General features: G+C 37.0%; 18 protein-coding genes and 4 tRNA genes. 9 read left to right on the forward strand and 13 right to left on the reverse strand.

The genetic code is table 11. From position 1 onward, the window contains the following. Positions 1–6 precede the first annotated feature (6 nt). Genes atcB through atcJ form a run of 3 tightly spaced genes read right to left on the reverse strand, consistent with a single transcriptional unit; the run spans position 7 to position 1,598 of the window. Positions 7–765 (reverse strand): cold adaptation protein AtcB, encoded by a 759-nt coding sequence (gene atcB / locus E2I05_RS10115; protein WP_121851958.1) that lies wholly within the window; start codon positions 763–765, stop codon positions 7–9. Beyond that, positions 765–1,262, reverse strand: a complete 498-nt coding sequence (gene atcA / locus E2I05_RS10120; RefSeq protein ID WP_121851957.1) for a cold adaptation protein AtcA — start codon at positions 1,260–1,262, stop codon at positions 765–767. Before atcA ends, atcB begins: the two co-directional genes overlap by 1 nt. Positions 1,263–1,316: 54 nt before the next feature. Further along, positions 1,317–1,598, reverse strand: a complete 282-nt coding sequence (atcJ, locus tag E2I05_RS10125) for a cold adaptation protein ActJcold adaptation protein ActJ (protein WP_121851956.1) — start codon at positions 1,596–1,598, stop codon at positions 1,317–1,319. A 1,252-nt stretch (positions 1,599–2,850) separates the two neighbouring features. On the opposite strand from atcJ, the gene E2I05_RS10130 reads away from it, so the two are divergent. Next, positions 2,851–6,084, forward strand: a complete 3,234-nt coding sequence (locus tag E2I05_RS10130; protein ID WP_121851954.1) for an ankyrin repeat domain-containing protein — start codon at positions 2,851–2,853, stop codon at positions 6,082–6,084. A gap of 71 nt (positions 6,085–6,155) precedes the next feature. On the opposite strand, the gene E2I05_RS10135 is transcribed toward E2I05_RS10130, so the two are convergent. The 8 genes from E2I05_RS10135 to punR all read right to left on the reverse strand — a co-directional run bounded on the left by E2I05_RS10135 (position 6,156) and on the right by punR (position 14,626). Continuing rightward, positions 6,156–8,072 carry a phytase gene (locus E2I05_RS10135; protein WP_121851953.1) on the reverse strand — a complete coding sequence of 639 codons (1,917 nt, stop codon included), beginning with the start codon at positions 8,070–8,072 and terminating at the stop codon, positions 6,156–6,158. An 11-nt stretch (positions 8,073–8,083) separates the two neighbouring features. Beyond that, positions 8,084–10,837 carry a TonB-dependent receptor gene (locus E2I05_RS10140; protein ID WP_121851952.1) on the reverse strand — a complete coding sequence of 918 codons (2,754 nt, stop codon included), beginning with the start codon at positions 10,835–10,837 and terminating at the stop codon, positions 8,084–8,086. A 674-nt stretch (positions 10,838–11,511) separates the two neighbouring features. Continuing rightward, a complete protein-coding gene (locus tag E2I05_RS10145; protein WP_121851951.1) occupies positions 11,512–11,847 on the reverse strand; it encodes a TusE/DsrC/DsvC family sulfur relay protein in 336 nt (111 codons plus the stop codon). Beyond that, entirely contained in the window at positions 11,844–12,125 is a 282-nt protein-coding gene (tusB, locus tag E2I05_RS10150) for a sulfurtransferase complex subunit TusB (protein WP_121851950.1), read from the reverse strand. Before tusB ends, E2I05_RS10145 begins: the two co-directional genes overlap by 4 nt. Further along, positions 12,125–12,481: a sulfurtransferase complex subunit TusC gene (gene tusC / locus E2I05_RS10155; protein WP_121851949.1), complete on the reverse strand. Its 357-nt coding sequence runs from the start codon at positions 12,479–12,481 to the stop codon at positions 12,125–12,127. The genes tusB and tusC overlap by 1 nt, the downstream gene beginning before the upstream one ends. Before the next feature lies 1 nt (position 12,482). After that, a complete protein-coding gene (gene tusD, locus E2I05_RS10160) occupies positions 12,483–12,872 on the reverse strand; it encodes a sulfurtransferase complex subunit TusD (RefSeq protein ID WP_121851948.1) in 390 nt (129 codons plus the stop codon). Positions 12,873–12,948: 76 nt separating this feature from the next. Next, complete coding sequence (locus E2I05_RS10165; protein ID WP_121851947.1) at positions 12,949–13,608, reverse strand: Bax inhibitor-1/YccA family protein; 660 nt, start codon at positions 13,606–13,608, stop codon at positions 12,949–12,951. Positions 13,609–13,723: 115 nt separating this feature from the next. Next, positions 13,724–14,626, reverse strand: coding sequence for a DNA-binding transcriptional activator PunR (gene punR, locus E2I05_RS10170; protein WP_121851946.1), 903 nt, complete (start codon positions 14,624–14,626; stop codon positions 13,724–13,726). Between the two features lie 198 nt (positions 14,627–14,824). On the opposite strand from punR, the gene E2I05_RS10175 reads away from it, so the two are divergent. Continuing rightward, positions 14,825–14,914: transfer RNA gene (locus E2I05_RS10175), tRNA-Ser, on the forward strand. A gap of 48 nt (positions 14,915–14,962) precedes the next feature. Here E2I05_RS10175 and E2I05_RS10180 read toward each other — a convergent pair. Further along, positions 14,963–15,808 carry a PfkB family carbohydrate kinase gene (locus tag E2I05_RS10180; RefSeq protein ID WP_121851945.1) on the reverse strand — a complete coding sequence of 282 codons (846 nt, stop codon included), beginning with the start codon at positions 15,806–15,808 and terminating at the stop codon, positions 14,963–14,965. Between the two features lie 228 nt (positions 15,809–16,036). On the opposite strand from E2I05_RS10180, the gene uvrY reads away from it, so the two are divergent. The 7 genes from uvrY (at position 16,037) to E2I05_RS10215 (ending at position 20,870) form a co-directional block, all read left to right on the forward strand. Continuing rightward, on the forward strand, positions 16,037–16,681 hold the full coding sequence (gene uvrY, locus E2I05_RS10185; RefSeq protein WP_121851944.1) for a UvrY/SirA/GacA family response regulator transcription factor: 645 nt from the start codon (positions 16,037–16,039) through the stop codon (positions 16,679–16,681). A 59-nt stretch (positions 16,682–16,740) separates the two neighbouring features. Continuing rightward, positions 16,741–18,582 (forward strand): excinuclease ABC subunit UvrC, encoded by a 1,842-nt coding sequence (uvrC, locus tag E2I05_RS10190; protein WP_121851943.1) that lies wholly within the window; start codon positions 16,741–16,743, stop codon positions 18,580–18,582. Between the two features lie 47 nt (positions 18,583–18,629). Further along, the gene (gene pgsA, locus E2I05_RS10195) at positions 18,630–19,178 is read left to right on the forward strand and encodes a CDP-diacylglycerol--glycerol-3-phosphate 3-phosphatidyltransferase (protein WP_121851969.1); all 549 of its coding nucleotides are present in this window, start codon (positions 18,630–18,632) and stop codon (positions 19,176–19,178) included. A gap of 146 nt (positions 19,179–19,324) precedes the next feature. Beyond that, positions 19,325–19,400: transfer RNA gene (locus E2I05_RS10200), tRNA-Gly, on the forward strand. Between the two features lie 15 nt (positions 19,401–19,415). Beyond that, positions 19,416–19,489 (forward strand) — tRNA-Cys (locus E2I05_RS10205). Positions 19,490–19,524: 35 nt separating this feature from the next. Then, a tRNA-Leu gene (locus E2I05_RS10210) sits at positions 19,525–19,610 on the forward strand. 417 nt (positions 19,611–20,027) lie between these two features. Then, positions 20,028–20,870, forward strand: coding sequence for a hypothetical protein (locus tag E2I05_RS10215; protein ID WP_121851942.1), 843 nt, complete (start codon positions 20,028–20,030; stop codon positions 20,868–20,870). A gap of 67 nt (positions 20,871–20,937) precedes the next feature. On the opposite strand, the gene E2I05_RS10220 is transcribed toward E2I05_RS10215, so the two are convergent. Next, positions 20,938–21,774, reverse strand: a complete 837-nt coding sequence (locus E2I05_RS10220) for a CvfB family protein (protein ID WP_121851941.1) — start codon at positions 21,772–21,774, stop codon at positions 20,938–20,940. Positions 21,775–21,910: the final 136 nt, after the last annotated feature.

A 21,910-nucleotide genomic window follows, 5' to 3' on the forward strand; every position in this document is an offset into this window, starting at 1 on the left:
ATTTCCTTAATCTAAAAAGCTGAACATATCATCGACTTCAGTGTATTCATCATTTGTATCATTTTTCTCTTTAGCTTGAGTAACGATTTCAGTGACAAATTTTCCAATAATAGCTTGCCAGTCTGACCCTTGATCACGTAACAAGTTTTTGATGGCTTTCTCTACATCAGGTGAGAGATCTTTAATAAGAGCGAGCAAACTTTTTGGATCATCAGTGCTCAAGTTATGTAACTCTTCTGATTCAAAACGATCAGTGAAACCAACAGTATCTTCATCCGCTTCATCATCAAAAGTATCTGCAATATTATTTGTTAAATCACTTTTTGATGGGTTCATTATCAGCTCTATGAAAGGAATTGATAAATAAAATAATCCAGCTGGTTCTTCGGCTATGCATTCAAGAATAGCAGTTTGTTTAGCCTCACTAGGTTGAATTCGAATAAGGTAAGTAAGAAAGTCAAAAGTTTGTGATGCGAGTTCATCGGCATTACTTTTTATTTGTTCTTCCCAATACAGTGGCTGCTGACAGACGACATCTCTAATTTGCTCAGGCGTCATTAGCTCTGACATAATCGATGGGCAAGAGATGTCATGGTTACTGTTAATTTGAGTGAGTGTGACGATATCCATGTTTTCGATGACTTCTACTAACTGATCGTCATTCATTGTATTCGCAATGATCTCAAACCGTTTACTTGCTTGTTTTGGTTCTACATCTGCCAGCTGCTTGATTTCGGCAGCTGTTAATTCAATAAGACTGTTCATTAATAGTTCTCGTCTTGATCATAGTGGTCGGAGTAATCTTCTGATTGTTCGTCATATTTTTCATTAAAGTCAGCATCTGTAGCTTCGTTTTTTTCTGTAGATAACTTGTCGTCAAACATAAGTAAATATACAGCTGCAGTACTTTGTATCAGTAGTTTTTCAGAGTGTTCTTTGACAGCTTTAACAAGTGGAATGTCATCATTATTAAAAGCGACATTTACTTTAAATTCATCCCAAGTCGGTGATGTTTCATTAGCTAACCAGTTTTTCCATTTCTTCTGCGAAGCGTCGGGGAAACGGACATTTCCGAATAGTGCAACGGTTAAATATTCTGGCAAGGAGACTAAAATGCTAACGTCAGCAAGAAGTACTTGTTTCATTTTCGACGTGTATTGACTTAGGGCGTCTGGAGTATCTGGATCTTGATAAGACTGAATGTTTTCCCACGCATCACTCTGTAACTGATTAATAAAAGCGGTATCAAATTGACTGGACATAAACTACCTAAAAAGTTGAAAGCTGAGAAATAAAATGTGTGCGCTAGTTACGAGTTAATAATATTCATCCCATAATTCTCGCATAGCAATCGTTGGATCATTCACAATGACATTATTGAAATCACGGATGAATGCCTTACGTGATTTAGGGTCTATTAAAACTTCGTATGAAGATTGTATTCGATGAAGCATTGAGGCAGATTGCTGCTTTTCACCTTCAGAAGCGTTGAGCATTTTGTCTGGATGAAACTTATTAGACAGTCTTTTATATGCTTTTTTTATTTCATCTTCTTTGGCGCTGGGTTTGATACCTAGTACGCTAAAGTGATTAATCATAATTTTACCTGTTTCAGTAAGACGAGAACTTAACTTAACTTAAAATCAAATATCAATAGACTATAGGCTATTTTATAGCAATAAATGCTTATAGTTTATCCAAAGATTCTTTTTTCGCGAAAGGAGAATGATATCAAAGATGTGAAGTTATCAGCAAATTTGAATTTTGTTTCCTCAGCCTTTCCTGCGTTTTTAATCTTGTTAAGGTATCGAAACATAGCAAACAGTAATCAGAATGTAAGTTGCGAAACTGTAGGCTTTCATTTACCCATTCTATTTGCTAGCTTGAAAACCTCCCCTCTCTTACAAATAATACCAATTACAGTAATTAAATGCTCAACTCAGAGCTATGTATACGCACAAAGTACAAACGAAATTGATGAAAGCATAGCTATCTACGTTGAGATAATTTTGTGAAGTAATTTTTGCGCATACAAGCTCCCGAAGGGCAAGGCTAAAGTTTTCCACTACTGCGTTCCACGGTCTTGAATTATCCCGACAAAAGCACGAAGTGCGTTGAACGCCAGCTTTGTATGGCGGCCGTAGGGAATATAGTACTTCGAACATGCGCCTTGTACTGAAAACCTTTAACTCTTGCTGAGTGAGAGATTAATTACTGTAATTGGTATAACACCCTTCCTAAGTGAAATATCAAAGCGCTATGGCAATTGTTTCTTTTACTATCTATTTGGAGGATAAGCAACGCAGGATAATTAGCAATTAACTCTCGTAGAAATCATACATCTTCAAGTAACACGGCTATATTAGGGGTTGTTGATCTTTCGTGATTGTTTTTGCAGCGATAAATTGGTTATTTTATGCAAGGTAGAGTTTGTGAGGTTTGGTTATTCCAAATAGTAAAACGATAACGCAGCAGAAATGACCAATTTACGCTGTCTTCGATGCTTTTGAGCATTCACTGTTCTGTGTTGTGATCAGCTCACTTAGATGGCTAAGCATCACTGCTCACGCCTTGTACAGATAAATGCTCAAATAGCACAAAATTTAATCCTGAAAGAACAACAGACCCTAGTACTTTGCTGTATTTGAAAATCAAGTATCAACACCTAAATCATTAAAAAAGCGTTGTTTCGCACCATATTTGAATCAAACTTTGATCTGCCGAACAATTCGGAAGATTTATATTCTATATTTAATATATATACTGTAATGAATCGTTTAAATACTAGTCATTTATGGTTGTTCAGAATGAGTATCTAGTATTTACATTTATAGAAAAATAGGAAATCTAATGAGTGTAAATGGCAGCCCGCAATCAACGAGAAAAAATTCTACTGATTATGAATTGTCGCTTATGTCGTCAGATCGAACTCAATCAAGTCAAAACTTGGATAATGAATTAGAGAGCTGCATTTTAGCTATGGATGGCATTGCTACAACTGCCACTAAAGATTTACAACATTTGCGTATTGAATGGGAGAAGTTTATTGGAGCATTGAAACTTGAAGTGACAACTGGCAGCCAATCTTCTTTACACGAATTATACAGAAGTCAGCTGTTTGAAATAGGGCAACTTTTATCGGCAAAAGAAGATGCTATTCCTCAGGAAGTTAAAGAAAAAGCAATAAAGCAAATGTTGGTTAATCCTAAAGTTCACCACCAACATGAAGTGTCAGCAAGTATGAATACTTCAACTCCTTTACATACATTGAACTCAACACGGGCAAAAAAATTTTCACAATGTGTCAAGGCTGAGACAAACCTAGTTGATTCGGCGATTACTTCCCATATAGAAAAAAATCATAAAGGCAGTGAAGATCATGTCAATAGAGCCGCTCTTCGTTCTTACGCTTGTGAAGTTATGGGTTTTGGCGAAACTAGTGAGGGGCACACCAAGGATTATTATCAACTTGATCTGCATGAAGCCAAAGATTTTGCTGCAGTGTTAAAGCTAACAGCTTCACCATTTTTTGTTATCGAAGAGTATAATTCGGAGTCGGATGAGGATGTTGGCAGTAGTCCGAAGATACAGGACAGTAATATGGAATTTACTCATGGAGAAGTAGAGCTTCAATTACTTGCTCAAAGTTCAGTCTCAGAAAGTGAATTATCTAAACAAGATGAAACAGAGTTAAGTAATAAAGAGGAGGGCTTAGGGGTAACGGATCCTATCTTTACTTTAAGAACATCAACTGGAGCCGAATCGAATTCAATTGTAAGTGCCGATGGTATTACATTCACAGTGATTGACAATGGTAATTTCAGAGATATTCAATTAGATGATCTTAAGGCTATAGATTTATCAAGTTTAGAGCCTGATCAGGCATTAATGATTGGCAGTAATGTAATTAAGAGTTTAAAAAATGAAGACGAAATATCCAAATTCTATCACGATCAGATTGAAAAAATAGAAGATTCAACCGTTTCATCTTTGCTCAAACACAAACTAAAAAATCAGATGTTAGAATTGAACCATCATAAAGATAAAACATTTGTTAAAAAATATGAATGGCAAGAAGGGGGATTTAATAGCTTTAACCAAATGCTTTTAGATGTAGATATTTATTTAACAGGGGAGAGATTAGAACAAATTGATTCAGCACCTTCATTAGACAGCTATATGGAAACGTTACATGAATGCGCATTTTCAGAACACATTCCAAGAGAAATTAGAGAGACAAGAATAGGTGAATTTGCAAGTAGGGAACGCATATTGAGCTTTAATGAATCAAACCCGGTGTCAATTCTTAACAGTGCAGCTAAAACTCGTTCTAGTGAATTAATCAGGCATATGGCCAAGTTTGCCATTGAGAATGTAAAAGACAGTGCAAAATCAATTAAATCATCAGAGGATATGGGTACTTTTTCGAAAACTGTATTGGAACTCTCTATGTCTGCAAATTTAGTTAATTATCAAGTGTTAGATTTGCGCGAATCGCTACAAAAAGTCTGGAAAAGATTCGATAATAAATCCATGACAGACGAAGGGTTATCACTGTTAATTGAGGGCATTAGTGATTCTCGGGAAGTTGAGCTTTACAGTAAAAGTAAACTGTTAACTGCAGAACATAGATTAACTTTATTAGAAAAAAAGCACACATTAGGCATGCAAATTTCAGATGATGAATTTGTTAATGACAAAGAGCTCTTGTCAGTAGTGTCACCCGATGCGGCGTTGAGGTTTGCAACTAAAGACAAATTATCGAAAAAGTTGATGAAAGAAGTAAGCGGTAAATCACCAGATATGTCGATTATTGAAGACTTAATTAGAGTGGGTGCAGATATAAATTATATCGATCCTGCAGATCAGTGTACTTGTTTGATGAAAGCTCTAATTAATGATAATCATCAGCTAGTACTTTCGTTAATAAATTCAAAAAATGTTGACACATCAATCCAGAATTCTGAAGGCGACACTATTTTTCATCTTGCTTTAAAATCGGGTGATGAAAAACTGTTGCAGCAGTTTATGGAATCTCTTCCGAGGGATGCAGCGATAAATCTGAAAAATGTTGAAGGGTTCTCTGTGTTGCAACTCATGGTTAGATATGGCTCCCTTGACTGTTGCAAAAATTTACTTTCATATGGCGCTGATTATCAAGTACTAACTGACGATGCAAATGAAAAAAATATGCTTCATTTGGCAACTTCAACAGGGAATGTTGAAATTATAAAACTTTTTCTTGATGGAGAATTTGCGTTAGCTATAGATAGTCAAACAGCAACAGGTGCAACGCCTTTTCACCTTGCTGCTTCTCTAGGTAAGCCTGAAGTGCTGGATTTAATTGTAAGCAAGAAACCTAATTTGAATACTCAAGATAAATCAGGTTTCACTGCACTACATTACTCAATAAGAAAAGCTTCAAGTAGCCTTAATCATATTTTAAATATTGAAGGGGTAGATAATAAAGTACTAACAACAGAGGGTGATGACATTTTAACCTATGCCGTTAAAGAAGGTGTACCTTTACCTGTCCAAGTCATCATAGATAAAGGCTTGTTTGATGAAAAACAACGTAATGTTTCTGGTATGGGAGCCATTCACGTGGCAGCAGAGCTAGGAGTTAAGGCAATATTCAAGTCACTATTAAATAAGTTCAAAGAGCCTTTTGCATTGACAACTCATGGTTCAAAATACGATGGATTAAGCCCTGTTGCAGTAGCCAAAGTTAACAACCAAGATGATATAGTTAAAATTGCAGAAGAATCAATAACAAATGATCTTGACATTGATGGTTATGACGTTATTTTTGACGCAGAAGCTGATCCAAATGTAACTAAAGCGACTAATTCAACATTGGATGATGATCCGTTTACAACTAATTACGATGATGTCATGGGAGCCGTTGGTCGAGATGCTGATACGTATCCTTCTTTAGGATTGGAGACTGCAAGAAAAGGAAATTATTCTGAAAAACCGCAGAGTAAGATTAAAATTGCATCGGCCTCAAAATCATCAAAGACTTCTCCCAGTTTTGTGAAAAAATATTTTAGCTTTCTACCATTTGTAGGAAAGAATGATTGATATTAATAAATAACAGCAAGCCATATCAATATAACGTGCTGTTATTAATATTAAATTCCTACTCGTGAGCCTTAGTTATTAGTATTTTTAATTTTAGCCCAAGGTAACCACTTGAAAGATTGGTATGAATCGGGCATACGATTTCGTCCATCTTGCACCACAATCATTCCTTTGCCCCAAGCTCCATCTCCAACAGGAGATGACGTTACGGCTAACCCATCGGTTTCAGAACTTCCATCAATATCTTTATCAATATTGGCACCGATACGAAAATTTCCTCTGACAGAAAAGGGCGGTTTTGTGTCGTAAACCATGTAAGAGTCATTGCCCTGACTGGATGCAATTAATAGAGTTTCATTATCATCACGATATAATGCCAGCCCCTCAACATCTGCAACAAGAGCGTCTCCAGCTTTTATTATTAATTCTCCGGCTGAAGTTGCAGTATCAATTGCATTAAATAGCCAAATACCTTTGTCTTCTTCACCGATGAATAATTGATGGGTATCGTCATTGGCAACACAACCTTCCACTTGTGATGGAATCATTAATTGCCGAACTTGTTTGAGTTTAGGTTTTTGAGCATTCCAGTTCACACGATACTGTATGGTTCTACCTGATTTCTCATTAGCAAATACATATAAACTTCTTTTATCTTGGTATAAACAAGTGCCATATATATCTTTTAATTCAGTATCCAATTGTGCGATTTCTGTAACCATGCCATTATCAGAAATTTCGTAAAAGGCTAATTTATCTCCATCTCTAAGACTTGCAACCGCTATCGATTTGTTAGTGCCGTTTATCGGTAGGTTTTGGCGTATGTCAATATTGTTTATGCGACCGGTTGGTATAGATTGTATTTGTTTACCATTCATATTAAATACAACTAGACCCCAGCGTTTATTTGTACCAAGAATTAAACTCTTTTCAGGTGAATCTGGATGCAACCATATTGCAGGATCGTCCATAGTATCACCGGCACGATCAGATGGTTCACTTTCTACCCATGCTGGGATTTCCTTGATTTTATTTGTTAAGTTGAGGGGAATATTTTTGGTGTCATATTCAGAAACTAAACTAGAATTGCTCCATTGGCTGAAAATGTATTTTTTTGCTTCATCATCAAAACTTATGAACTTAAAACCTTCTGGCTTAACCTCGATTGAAAAATGCTCCGCTTCAACAGCCTTGTTGTCAGCAATGAGCTGTTTTTGTAAAAATAGTTGCCCATTTTCGGTTTGATGAACTAATTTTCCATTTATAAATTGAATTGAAGTGATTTTATTATCTATATAGGCTTCAGCTAATTTAGTTTTAGCTTCAGATTCTGGATGTGCTTCGTATTGCCAGATCCCAGCTTGTTGTTCAACCACGTAAAGATGTTCGTTTTCATTATCAATGGCACAACCTAAAGAGCCGACAGGAACGGAAAGTTGCCTTACGAGCTGAGGCTTCCAAGTTTCACCTTTATTCAATAACCATTGTTCTGCTATTCCTGTTTCGCTACCTATCCAAGCATAAGTTGAATTGTCTTGAATACGTGACTGCAAACATAACCAATTTACTTCAAACGATCTCGGAGGAAGTTGAGGGTAAACCTTGAAAGGATGAGTGCCGAGATTAATTGGTTGAACTCTGTCACTGAAAACGTCTAGAGTTAATGCTAAATCATCATTAACTGCCAATAGTTTAAATTCACCAGAAATTATTTGCTGTAAGTTATTCTGTTGACTGTCTTTAAACATTAAGCCTTTTGTTTCACTTGTGAGTAACCATCCATCAGAAAATGCAGCTGACTGGCTTCCTTCTACATTTTCTATTTCAGATATAGATAAAAGCGAGGGATTATCTGCGTTGATGTTTTTGTGTTCAGACACATTTGGTTCAAGATTGGATGAACTATTATCACAGCCAGATACAGCCAAGGCCGCCAAAACAGATGCAGTGATCAATGGTGTTTTTAAGTTAAATTTTATTGTTGTCATTTTTATTAACCTTAGTAATTAACAAGCTGTAAGCCAAATTGAAATGTTCTACCGTATTTTTCAAATTGATTATTGAAATCTCGACGGCCTGCGTAGCTATAAAAAGGTTCGTCGGTGATGTTTATTGCTTTAAAGTAAAATGTTAGGTTTTCTGTTATATGACCTTTAGCTACAAAATCCCACTGTAAATGGTCGTCTTCGTACATGTCATAACGGGAATCATCAATTTCTGTGACTTCTTGTAGATAATTAGATTTATATGCCGCAGAAAGCCAAACACTTGCGTATGCATCCTCATACCCTAAAGATAAGTTTGCGCTAATGTCTGATTGACTAGGCAAAGGAATCTTACGTGAGAGTTTTTGATTATCATCGAACCAGCTTATTGATGCCGTCGAATCTGACCATGTTAAGTTACTATTCAATAGTAGGTTATTAAATGGGGCAGAAAGAAAATTGAACTTTTGAACGTATGTTAGTTCAGCTCCTAAGATCTCAGCTTCATTACCATTGATAAAAGTAATCGCTTTTTTGAAGTCTAAGTATTCACCTCGCCCAGCAATATCCGCTTCGTAAATAAAGTTATTGATATCTTTATAAAACACTCCAGCTGAAAGAATACCAGTGCCACCAAAATAATGTTCAACGCTTAAATCGAAGTTTGTTGATTCTAGCGACTCTAATTCAGGATTACCGAAGTTTGCCTCAAGTTCACCATCGTCTTCTTCTATTAGAAATCCGGGAGCAATTTCTTCAAATTTCGGACGAGTTATAGTGTTTGTATATGCAGCTCTAATGATGGTGTTATCATTAGCAGTGTATTTTAAATGAAGAGCTGGCAACCAATGTTCTTCAGAATTAATGTTTTTTGTAGTATTAAACTCTTCAGTTTCACCATTGTATTTAAAACCTGATGATTTCCAATCAGCTGTTTCGTATCTAATACCGGTAAGGATACGAAGATTATCAATATCTACATGCGCCATGATATAGGCGGCTTTTGTTTCCTCGTTAATATCGAAGTCGTTAACTTTCGATTCAATTTCGTCAAAATTATCATTCGCATTAAGTTGGTCGATGATTTCCCAAATGGGTGTTGAGCCAATATTGTTTCCAAAACGGCCTAAACCATAATCTATTGTTTTATCAGTAAAATTTTTGAGTGATAGGTCGTCTTCTGAAATTTTTTGTTCATCGAAATCTTCATAAACCCATACGTCTTCATAAGCAATCTTGTCGCGTGAGCTTGCTTTTGCGCCGAGTTTTAATTTAGATGCATAACTTGAAAGCTCAAAACTACGTGAAAAATTAACTTGTGCACTTTTTAGCTTGTCCGTTGAAGCCGATTCACCAATTTCGATTTCTTTTAGCTCATATTCATTGTTATCAAAATAGCTTTCATGTGCTTTTATTTTGGGTACGCTGATACCATCAAATCCGATATTGTCGAATTCTCCTTCAAATTCGGCACCATCAATATGTCGAGGTTTTCTAGCTTCCGCTTTTGAAATTGATATTTGATAATCAGCGGTCCATTTTGTAAATCGTGTTTCACCACCGAAAACATATGATTGAATGTTTTGCTCTTCAGTTCTTGCTTTGAGAGAACGCTTTACTTCAGCTGTTCCTGTCATGCCTGACGTGAGACCATCTTCCCATTCTATGGCTGATGCATTTCGACGTTCCGAATCATCATATTGGCTGTAGAGACTTCGAAAGTAAAAATCATTTTTATCATTAGGACGGTAATCCAAATTAACACCTATGCCTAATCGTTCTCGGTTGATTTCATAATCACGTACTTCAACTTCTTCTAAAGTTGCTGGCGAGTAGCCTTCATCTGCATCGAAATCCCATCCACCATCTACTTCAACGTTGTCTGAACCAAAATCACGGCTATACCAACTTGCCGCAATAGCAACCCCAAGGGTTTCGTTAAAAATATCGCTATAACTTATTGCAAACTTAGGGCTTGTATCATCAGTTAGGTTGTTATAGCTCGCTTCGCCACTGATATTATAAAACGTATCATCTCGATCAAAAGCAGACAGACTTTTTACCTCTACAGAGCCTCCTAAAGCATCCGCGTCCATATCTGGTGTAACTGTCTTGCTTACTTCAACAGACTGAACTAAATCTGATGGCACAACGTCAAGTGCAACAGCGCGACGGTCACCCTCGGGTGCAGGCAAGCGAACACCATTCATTGAAACGGAGTTAAAGTCGGGAGCAAGTCCACGAATACGGACAAATCGACCTTCGCCTTGATCTCTTTCAATTGATACACCAGGAACACGTTGCAATGCTTCGCTTACATTGCTGTCAGGAAAGTTACCGAGGACGTCAGAGCTAATAATACTAACGAGGTTATCTGCTGCACGTTGCCTGTTTAATGATTTACTTAGTGAACCTTGTTGACCTACAACACGTATGTGCTCAATATCGTCACCACTGAGTTTAAAAGCTACATCAGTAGTGTGTTCATTCGTAATTAAAATGGTTTTCGTCTTTGGCTTTGCGCCTAGATAAGATACTGATAAAGTGTACTCTCCTGCAGCGATACCACTAAAGAAAAATCGACCATCACGTCCGGCCGTTTGAGTCAAGTTAAGCTCTTTGACAGTTACTATTGCACCTTGAAGTGGTGTGGATGTTTTGATGTCACGAACATTTCCTTCCAATTTACCGGCTGCGGTAACAGAAGTTATAAAACCTGCTGTAATAAGAGCACAGGTTAAGCGAGTGAGTGACGGTAGCGATTTCATCTATTTTCCCTATTAAGTTATTGATGAATTAATAGCGCTACAATAAATGCTGTAAATGTCATATTTGTGACTAAATATTACAGAGATTCACATTTATTTATAAAGTTCAATAGGTAAAAAGTAGGTGATTTTGATTTTTTAGAGTGTTTAGCTGTTAAGTCACAAATTTGCATTATAAATGTATGATTCAATGGGGCTGGAGCAGTGTTTTAAGCGAATGTGTTGCAAAGTGAAATTGTAATAAAACTAACTAACAAATAAATGAACTCAGCTTGAAACGATTTTAGAGAGAGTGGGCATTATTTGTTAGTCATTAGTAATACCAATTACAGTAATTAATCTCTCACTCAGCAAGAGCGAAAGTTTTTCAGTGCAAGGCACAAGCTTGAAGTACTATATACCCTAACGGCCGCCATACAAAGCTGCCGTTCAACGCACTTCGTGCTTTTGTCGGGATAATTCAAGTGCTTGTAACGCAGTAATGGAACCATTTAGCCTTGCCCTTTGGGAGCTTGTATGTGCTCAAATTACTTCTCAAAATTGTCTTGACGTAGCAATGTAATAACGACAGCTGTGTATGTCGGTAACAACTATGTCTTCATCAATTTCGATTGCGCTTTGACCACATACATAGCTTTGAGTTGAGCATTTAATTACTGTAATTGGTATAAGGTTTAAATACACCTTGCTGGTTTGGGTAAACCGGCAATTTTAGTAGCTTGTTTAGCTGGGCCTAAAGGAAACAATTTATAAAGGTACTTAGAGTTACCTTTTTCGGTACCAAGTTTAAGTGCTATGGCTTTTACTAATGCTCGAATAGCAGGGCTTGTCTTGAATTCTAGATAAAAATCTCGAACAAATTGTATAACTTCCCAATGGGCATCGGTCAACGTAATATTTTCTTTTTCAGCAACGACTAGAGCAATATCTTTACTCCAAATAGTATAGTCGGTTAAGTATCCTTGTTTATCTACTGAAATTTGTTCTTCATTATGGATAATGTAATTCACCAGCTGATTACCTTGTTGTACTTTAGAGTTTGTTCAATAAATTGTTGATAGTTAATGGCATCAAAATGCTTTAATTTCTCCGCTAAGCCTTGGGCCATAATGTCATCAGATAATATTTTTACGTCAATATTTAGGAGTTTTCTTTGCCATTGTTTTTGAAGTAAGCCGGAAACGGCTGAACCAGCCAAAATGATTAAGTCGTCATCATTTTTGTACTTTAAGCATAGTTCAAGAGCATTATCTTGATTCAATGAAGTTTGAATGAAATGAATGTCCATTAAAAAATTAAAACCTTATCAGATCCACGAATCATCTCACTTATCACTGAAGGCTCTGCTGATGTATAGTCAATCAATATATCAGAGCTTAACAAGCCGAAACCATCCATTGATGTTTTGCAAATATATACATCATCAATATCGTAAAGAGAAAGAGCTTTAAATGTGGATATATAGTCTTTAGCGCCAGTTTGCTCAATCTGCTGATCTTTGAGGGTATTGAATACCCCCTCATCAATAAAAATGAGTTTGACGTGTTGATCGAAACTTGCGCTGAGCATTGCTAAATCTAATGCTTCTCGACCTTTAGAGTGAGCTGTCGGGCCATGCCGAAAAATTATTGTTAATTGTTTCATATTAAAACGTTATCACTCTGTCAGCTTTTTCAATACCAGTAACAAGCTCACCTAGCCCAGCCATCTCAAAAGGTGGCATAACGTTATATTGGGGAAGTGCTTCTTCGTTCGCTTCATTTTCAGTCGCAAAGCCTCTTCTTAGAGCAGCTGAAACACAGCATATTAAAGGAATCTTGTATTTGGCTGCTAAATTCGACCAAGCATGATTGATATTAAATTCATCAGTAGCAGGGCAAAGCAATGCGTTGGAATGACTTACTCCATCTTGATAGAAAAAGATTTTTATCACTTCGTGCCCTGCATCAATGAGAGATTCAGTGAACTTATAAGCTCTAAACGAGTTGGTGTCACCGTAGGCGTATGAAGTGACTTGTACGATAAATTTACTCATAAAAACAAAAATGGCCCCACAATGGAGCCATTCTACAACAAATTAACCGATACCCAAATAAATTGGACTAATAGGTTTAATCATCACCGCCAATACCCATTAAATGGAGTAGGGCAATGAATAGGTTTAAGAAATCTAAATATAATGAAACTGTTGCACGGATGTAATTTGTTTCTCCACCATTCACAATACGACTTGTATCGTAAAGAATGAAGCCAGTCATTAACAGTGCAATACCAGCGTTAACCGCCATGAATACCATTCCATTACCTAGAAACATATTCACTAATGAAGCTACTATCATCACAACCAAGCCAGCGAATAAAAAGCCTCTCAAAAAAGAAAAATCTTTTTTTGTTGTCAAAGCATAAGCGGACAAAGATACGAAAATGACTGATGTAAGTCCAAGTGCTTGCATAATAAGCGAAGGGCCGTTTGCAAGGTTTGCGTAATGGTTAAGCATGTAACCTAAAGAAGCACCTTCCATGCCGGTGAAAGCAAAAATCCAGAAAATTCCTGAAGCACCTTCTGCTTTTTTTAGAGTTACAAATAAAAGAACTAAGCCGCCGAGTGATAAGCCAATTGACATCAATGGACCAATGCCAACGGCCATTGCAATACCAGCACAGAGTGCTGAGAATGCAAGTGTCATTGATAGCAGCATATATGTATTTCTCAGCATTGAGTTCACTTCAATGGTAGAAGCTCTACTTGTATGTAACGTTTGTTGATTCATTGCTTTCTTCCTTTCGTAACAAAATCTATTGAATGTTAGACCTGATATTTTGCTCTAAAGTTCACTAACACTATTATTACTTTATCATTTTAGCTTAGTTAAGTCGTGAGAAAGATTAACTTAACCATTCTTTGTGCATGTTTTCAGTACTACCAACATAATCAAGTAGCCACTCTAGCTCAGTTGATCTTTTGTTGTCATTCCAAGCAATACAGCAAGGCTCAGATAATATAGGGCTTTCAAGTTTCATTTCGACTAATCGTCCAGAACTGATAAATATATCAACAAGATGGCGTGGAAAAAAACCTACCCCTAAGCCTGAACTGACGCAATTAATGGCTCTTATCCAGTCAGGTACAACAATTCTTCGTTGATTAGCCAATCGCCATAACTCTCTCTTTGGTGTCTCTTTTGCTGTGTCTTCAATACAAACTACAGGGTATTGCCTAAGAGATTCATCGGTTAAAGGGATATCAGACGTAGATAAAGGGTGTTTACTGTTGACGCAAAATATCCAATCAACTTTTCCCATATTAATGTATTTAAAATAGCCGCCGTTTGGTATTGCAGCTGTCGCGCCAATGGCTAAATCACTTTGCCCTGTAACTAAGCTTTCAAGCACTCCATTGAACACACCAAGACGAACAATGAGCTCAACATCGTCAAATTTTTTATAAAAATGGGCGATTAATGCGCTAATTTTATCCGCGCGCACTAAACTGTCGAAAGTAATACAAATCGTCGGTTGCCAATTATTTGCGACTCGTTGGGTAGAGTGTTTAACATCCTGTAATTGCTTAAGTAAATCACGTGAGACCTTAAGGAAATGCTCACCAGCGGGCGTTAAAGTTACACTTCTATGATGTCGCACAAATAAAGGAGTGCCAAGCTCATCTTCAACTTGCTTAATTGAATAGCTAATTGCTGAAGGGACTTTGTTCAAATAGTTTGCAGCAGCGGTGAAGCTGCCAAGTCGAGAAACTGTATCAATAATATTAAGTAGTGATTCAGAAAGCATTGCAGGGCTCTCCTTTGCCATGAAAAAAATTCATTGTAACGAACAATAAACAATAGTAGTTACAGAGTGAATATTCAACAGCTTTTATATATTATCGAATTATTTTTCAGCAAGGAGTTGAATAGTTAGACATTCAATCAAAAAAATTGAAATTCAACTTTACATCAACTGAGCTCCTATATATTATTCACAGCGTTCGGAGGGGTGGCAGAGTGGTCGAATGCACCGGTCTTGAAAACCGGCAACGGTTTATCCCGTTCCAGGGTTCAAATCCCTGCTCCTCCGCCACATTAAGAAAAGGCTACTCAATTGAGTAGCCTTTTTGCTTTGTTGACTTCACTTAACTAATGATAAATAGCGTTTTAAGTTCATGTCGGGAATAGAACTTGCGCTAGTTACTGCACATGAAGCCCACTGAGCAGCCTCTTTCATAGCTTCAGTTATTGTCATTCTCGTCACTAAACCATGTATTAAGCCTGCTGCGTAAGCATCACCAGCACCAGTAGAATCAACCACAGCAGTCTTACGAACTGAAACAGTTATTTGCTGTTCAGAAGTATAGAGTGTGGCTCCATGCTCTCCATTCGTAACAATAAAGTATTGTAAAGATTCCCCTGCAATCTTAAGCCCAAATTCCCACCCATTTAAGTGACTTCGGTCAAGCATGTCGGCCTCAGATGAGATGAGTACATGGCATGGTCGCTCACGGTTATCTTTTCCAAGTTGAGCTACAACCAATGTTTTTGATAGTGCTGTTTTGCTCCAACTTGTAGCACCTTGAGCTGATGTATTGAGATATAACGCATCCCAATATTCCCAGCAATGAGGAATACCTAATTCTAATGTAGGTCTATGAGGGCGAATAATTGTCCGTTCACCTTCAGGGGTGATTAACAACATTAAGTCTTGTGTTGGTTCTGTTCTTCTTTTAACAAAAGTGCAATCTATACCTTTGTCTGTTGCTTCATTGATCAACCAATCGCCTAACGGATCTTGTCCGACTTCACTGACTAAAGATACTTGATGATGAGCAAAAGCTAACCCTATCCCAGTATTGGCACCACCACCACCTAATCGTTTATGCCCATCTTGATAATGAAAGCGACCTCCTAATTGAATAGGTTTATCAAGGTGAAGTACACGATCACAATTTAAGTTTGCGACTAACAAAATTTTAGCCATTAGCTGCCTGATACCATTCGACAATTGAATAGATGAATAATGCCATGTTTGTCATAGATAGATAAGAGAATAACAACCAGTTGTGGTAAGTTTGAGCAATTTATTTTACATTTTTAATTTTGATGGTTTTTTATATTAGCATCAGCAAATATTGCTTTTATAATACAGATAGATGGGGTAGATTGAACTCGAATTTAAGATGTAATATGGCTCGAAGGTAGATTTAAATTGATAAACATATATTTAGTCGATGATCATGAATTAGTCCGAATAGGTATCCGCCGTATTCTTGAAGATGAAAAATCATTTAGTGTTGTAGGTGAAGCCCCTGATGGCGAAACGGCAGTTCAATGGTGTCGTAGCAATGAAGTTGATGTGATTCTAATGGATATGAATATGCCCGGAATGGGCGGATTAGAAGCAACAAAAAAAATTGCACGTTATCAACCTCACGCCAAAATTATTATACTAACTATTCATTGTGAAGATCCTTTGCCAACTAAAGTTATGCAAGCTGGCGCTTTTGGCTATTTAACCAAAAGCGCTAGCCCACCAGAAATGATTAAAGCAATTCGTCAAGTTGCACATGGTTTGCGTTATCTTTCACCTGAAATCGCTCAACAAATGGCACTTAGCCAAGTCAGTAACCTTGACGAAAACCCTTTTACTTCATTATCAGAGCGAGAGTTACAGATAACAATGATGATCACTAATGGTGATAAAATCACAGAAATTTCTGAAAAATTAAATCTAAGTACTAAAACGGTGAATAGTTATAGGTACAGGCTCTTTGCTAAACTTAAAATCAATGGCGATGTTGAGTTAACACGTTTAGCTATTCGTCATAAGATGCTTGATACAAGACAATTTTGATTAATTTATACATACTAAGTTGGAGTTAGTTTGGCTCTAATTTTCAACCGGTTACAATTATGACCACTCCTGTTTTAATTCCGTTTGATCCACATGAGTTTCTCAAAACAGTTTCAAGTTCTGCTGGTGTATATCGAATGTACGATGCGGCAGATAAAGTGATTTATGTAGGGAAAGCAAAAGATTTAAAAAAACGGCTTTCATCATATTTTCGTACAAATGTTGATAATATTAAAACACAAGCGTTAGTCAAAAATATTGCAAATATTGATGTAACCGTCACCCATAGTGAAACCGATGCATTGATCTTAGAAAATGATTACATCAAACAATATATGCCGAAATATAATGTATTGCTTCGTGATGATAAATCGTATCCTTATATATTATTAAGTAAGCATAAGCATCCACGACTAGCATATCACCGCGGGTCTCGTCGAGATAAGGGGCAATATTTTGGACCTTATCCAAACGGCGGAGCGGTAAGAGAAAGTTTGCATCTATTGCAAAAAATTTTCCCAATCAGGCAGTGTTCAGACATTTATTATAAGTCGCGTTCTCGCCCTTGTTTACAATATCAATTGAAACGCTGCAGCGCACCTTGTGTTAGCAAAGTTACAGATGAAGAATATGGAGAGCAAGTAAAGCTTGTTGAGTTGTTCTTAAAGGGTAAAGATCAGCAAGTGATATCAAAACTGGTAACAAAAATGGAGTTAGCCGCACAAATCTTTGATTACGAGCATGCGGCTGAATTTCGTGATCAAATATCTGCGCTAAGAAAGGTGGCTGAGCAACAAGAAGTAACTACAGCCAGTGGCAATATGGACGTAATTGGTGTGAACTATCAATCAGGTATTGCTTGTTTTCATATTCTGTTTATTCGAACAGGTAAGATATTTGGCAGCAGGAGTTATTATCCAGCTATTCCGGCAAATACAGAGCTTAATGAAGTACTAAGCTCCTTTATAAGCCAATTTTATCTCAGTAAAGAAACTCAACGAACTGTTCCTACTGATATCATTATCGGCGATATGTGCGAGGAGCTTCACCAACTTGAACAAGCCATTAGCCTCTCGATAGGTAAAAATGTCAGTATAAAATCGAATGTACGCGGTGAAAGAGCAAGCTTTTTACGGTTAGCTCAATCGAATGCTGTTAACTCGGTGGTGACGAAACTCGCTCACAAAAATACGGTGGAACAACGCTTTTTGTTATTGCAAGAAGCATTAGAGATTAATGAAGCAATTAGTCGTATGGAATGCTTTGATATCAGCCATACCATGGGGGAAAGTACCGTTGCATCATGTGTAGTATTTAATCGTGAAGGACCATATAAGGCTGATTACCGTCGATATAATATAAATGGAATAACACCAGGTGATGATTATGCTGCAATGGCACAAGCTATTTCTCGTCGGTTTGATAAAGTAACGAATGACGGAAAAATACCTGATCTATTGTTCATCGATGGTGGAATAGGGCAATTACGTATTGCTCAAAAGATTGTTGATGAAAAATGTATTAATTTAGACAATCCGCCAACACTTATTGGTGTCGCAAAAGGTGAAGGGCGTAAACCAGGGTTAGAAACGTTAATTTTTGGTGAGTCAGAAGCCAAGTTTTCATTAGATAGCGATTCTCCTGCCTTACATCTTATTCAGCATATTAGGGATGAGTCCCATCGCTTTGCGATAACCGGTCACCGCAATAAAAGACAAAAATCCAGAAATGTTTCAACGCTCGAGTCTATTCCCGGTATTGGCCCTAAACGTCGTAAGGTATTACTGCAATTTTTAGGCGGAATACAAGAAGTTAAAAGTGCAAGCGTAGCTGAATTAACAAAAGTGCCTGGAATTAGCACAGAAATGGCTCAAACAATTTATGATTCATTGCGGGGGTAGTAAAAATCAGGCAAGATTACCAGTATCTTCAATAAAGTGATTACATGATGCCGTTTAATCTACCTATTGCCTTAACACTCTTTCGTTTGTTCTTGGTGCCTGTTTTTATCGTTCTTTTTTACCTTCCTTTTCACTGGGCTGCTTTTGCCGCTGCCTTTGCATTTTGGCTAGCGGCTATAACAGATGCATTGGATGGTTATGCCGCTCGTAAACTTAAACAATCGACTCGATTTGGTGCTTTCCTCGATCCCGTTGCTGATAAACTTATGGTGGTTTTAGCATTATTACTTCTTGTTGAGCAGTACAGTTCAATTTGGCTAACGATACCCGCCGTTATAATGGTTGGTCGAGAAATTGTTATATCAGCATTGCGTGAATGGATGGCTGAAATTGGAAAAAGAGGTGTTGTTGCCGTCTCATGGGTAGGCAAATATAAAACGGCTTTGCAGATGACTGCGATTGTTGGTTTAATTTGGCAATATAATCAATTTATGATCTACCTTGCATACTTCTTATTATATATTGCAGCCGTATTAACATTTTGGTCGATGATAAGCTACATCAAGGCCGCCTGGGAAGATTTAACCCAAGAATAGTGCGTTTGACACGCATCTAGAACATAAACTGTTCAAACAGAATTTAATGTCGAAACAGTTGTTGACAGTGAAGACTAAATCCGTAAAATGCCAATCCGAAGTCAAGGAGAACTCAAGTTAACTAAGACTTTGGATTAAGAAACAAAGCGACATTAGCTCAGTTGGTAGAGCGATACCTTGCCAAGGTATAGGTCATCGGTTCGAACCCGATATGTCGCTCCAATGTTTAAGATAGACGGCGCGATGGCAGAATGGCTATGCTGCGGATTGCAAATCCGTCGATCTCGGTTCGACTCCGGGTCGCGCCTCCACAATTTGATTATTGAAAGGTAATCGCACTCAATATGCCCGAGTGGTGGAATCGGTAGACACAAGGGATTTAAAATCCCTCGCTTAATAGGCGTGCCAGTTCAAGTCTGGCCTCGGGTACCATCTTTATCTAATCTTGATTAAAAAGATTAGATTCAATATAAAAATTAATTATCAAAACTTCCTTGTAGTAAGCCAATTGCCTTCCGTTTGAAAGAATTACAGCTCTTTTAATACCTATCCACTAATGCATTAGTGCCTCAAAGTATTAATGCAATCAAAGAAATAATAAATAAGTGTTTAATTTATTAATTCCTACAGAGAAGAACGTATAAAATTCTTCATACAATAAGTTATGTTGTGATGGAGCATATAAGCCTCTAATAAAATTAATGATTTATTTACAGAATGTAAGTTTGAAAAGTACACATTTTTAGGATTAAAGTTATAAATAATAATTAATTTTATTTTATTTTAATTTATCTTTATAACTTATTGTTTAGACTTGCCGCTTATTGTTCACAGTTTGGAGAGTAGCTTATGTCACACGAAATGCTAAGGAGTTCTCAGCGACTGGCTGATCGATTGTGCTACGAGAATCTAGGTGATTTATTTCCTTCATCAGTAAAAGAGCTTCAAGCAACTCCGTCATTTGATGATCCAACATTTGATTCAGCAGGTCTAGCACCTATTATAAAATATTATCAACTGGATCCTCCAATTTTTAACAGACTTTGTGACTTACAAAATGAATTAGCATCACTAGGTAAAGATGAAAACTTGCTTATAGTTCAAGAAAAAGTAACAAAGTTAAATACTGCCCTTAGAAAAAATCAAGGAAAAGATATTTGTTTAGTTGCAATTAATAGACTTGTCCCTAGTGGGGAGGTTGTTAACTGCAGGAATGTATTAAAATATTTGAATTCAGCTATTGAAGTATTTGAGTTTCAAATCGATAGTGAATGCGCAGAAAATTTAGAAATAGTTGAAGTAGATCGCCGTGAAATAAGAAGATTATTTGTTAAATATAGAGAGAATAAAGATGGTGTTTGGCACCACGGTGATACCAAAAATTGTAGAGAAACCTCTTTTTCTGAAGCAATTAAGAGTGATAACTATGGAGGTGCTTTGGCAGTGCTTCGCTTGAAACCGCGCTATATATTTGTACAAAATGCAGAGTTAAAAACGCCACTTGTGGTCGCAGCTGAAAATGGCAAGTACGATTTTATCATTAAGATTTTAGAACCCGCGATGGAATATATCGATCCTTCTGATATCAATGGTAAAGGAATATTGGAATCTGCAAGAGCAAGCTCAATGAGCAAAGGCAAACTTAATGAACTTAAAATTTTAATGCAGAGGCTAAAGATACCAGTTAGTTGACTTGATAGGTCAGAGAACTGACATCGATAGCGGTAACCGCTATCGAAAATTAATGATAAAATTTAACTTATAAGCTGTTAATTTTAATGCCGTCGGATTGGATTGTGATAAGTTGTTTCTTAAACAATCCACCTATGGTTTTCTTAAAGGCTTTTTTGCTCATAGATAACGTCTCGTAAATCAATTCAGCGTCAGTTTTATCGGTCAAAGGTAAGAAGCCATCAGCTTGTTTAAGTTTAATGAGTATCGTGTTCGCATACTTATCAAGTTCTTGTTTTCCCGATTTTTGTAGAACTAGGTCGATTTTACCATCAGCACGAACTTGCTTAATAAACCCTTTTAGTTTTTGTCCATAGTGGAGAGGTTGGAATACTTCGTTACGAAAAACCACCCCCCAATGTGCGCTATTAATAATGGCTTTGAAACCAAGTTCAGTTTTTTCGGCAATAATTAGGTTCACCTCTTCACCATTTGCATAGTTTGCAGGTTCTTTATCGAGAAATCGATCGATTTTTGCGCTAGCCATTATGCGCTCATCTGCGTGGTTTACGTGGACATAAACAATTTGAGATCGACCTTCTTCAGCGGGTCTTTTTTGTTCAGAAAAGGGAAGTAATAAGTCTTTATCTAATCCCCAATCTAGAAACGCACCAACTTTGTTATTAGCGATAACTTTTAAGTTTGCGAATTCACCAACTTGGGCTCTTGGGCGCTGAGTAGTTGCAACGATAACATCGTTTGAATCTAGATATAAAAATACTCGAACTTTATCACCAACTTGGCAGTCTTTAGGTTGGTGTTTTCGGGGCAACAATACTTGTCCGAAATCATTACCATTTAGGTAAACACCAAAATCAACTACCTTTACGACTTCAAGTGTCGCGTATCTACCAAGTTTAACCATTTGTATCTCTGAATTACGTCAATTTAAGTAGCGATTATAACGCGATCTACAAAAGAGATGAAGGTAATACTATAGTGCTAGTTACGGTAAATATTTGCTTTTTAAGACTTGCCTGTAGATATTTAGATAGTTAGAG

Origin of the sequence: Parashewanella spongiae, from assembly GCF_004358345.1 — a bacterium.
In the GTDB taxonomy this organism is placed as follows: domain Bacteria; phylum Pseudomonadota; class Gammaproteobacteria; order Enterobacterales; family Shewanellaceae; genus Parashewanella; species Parashewanella spongiae.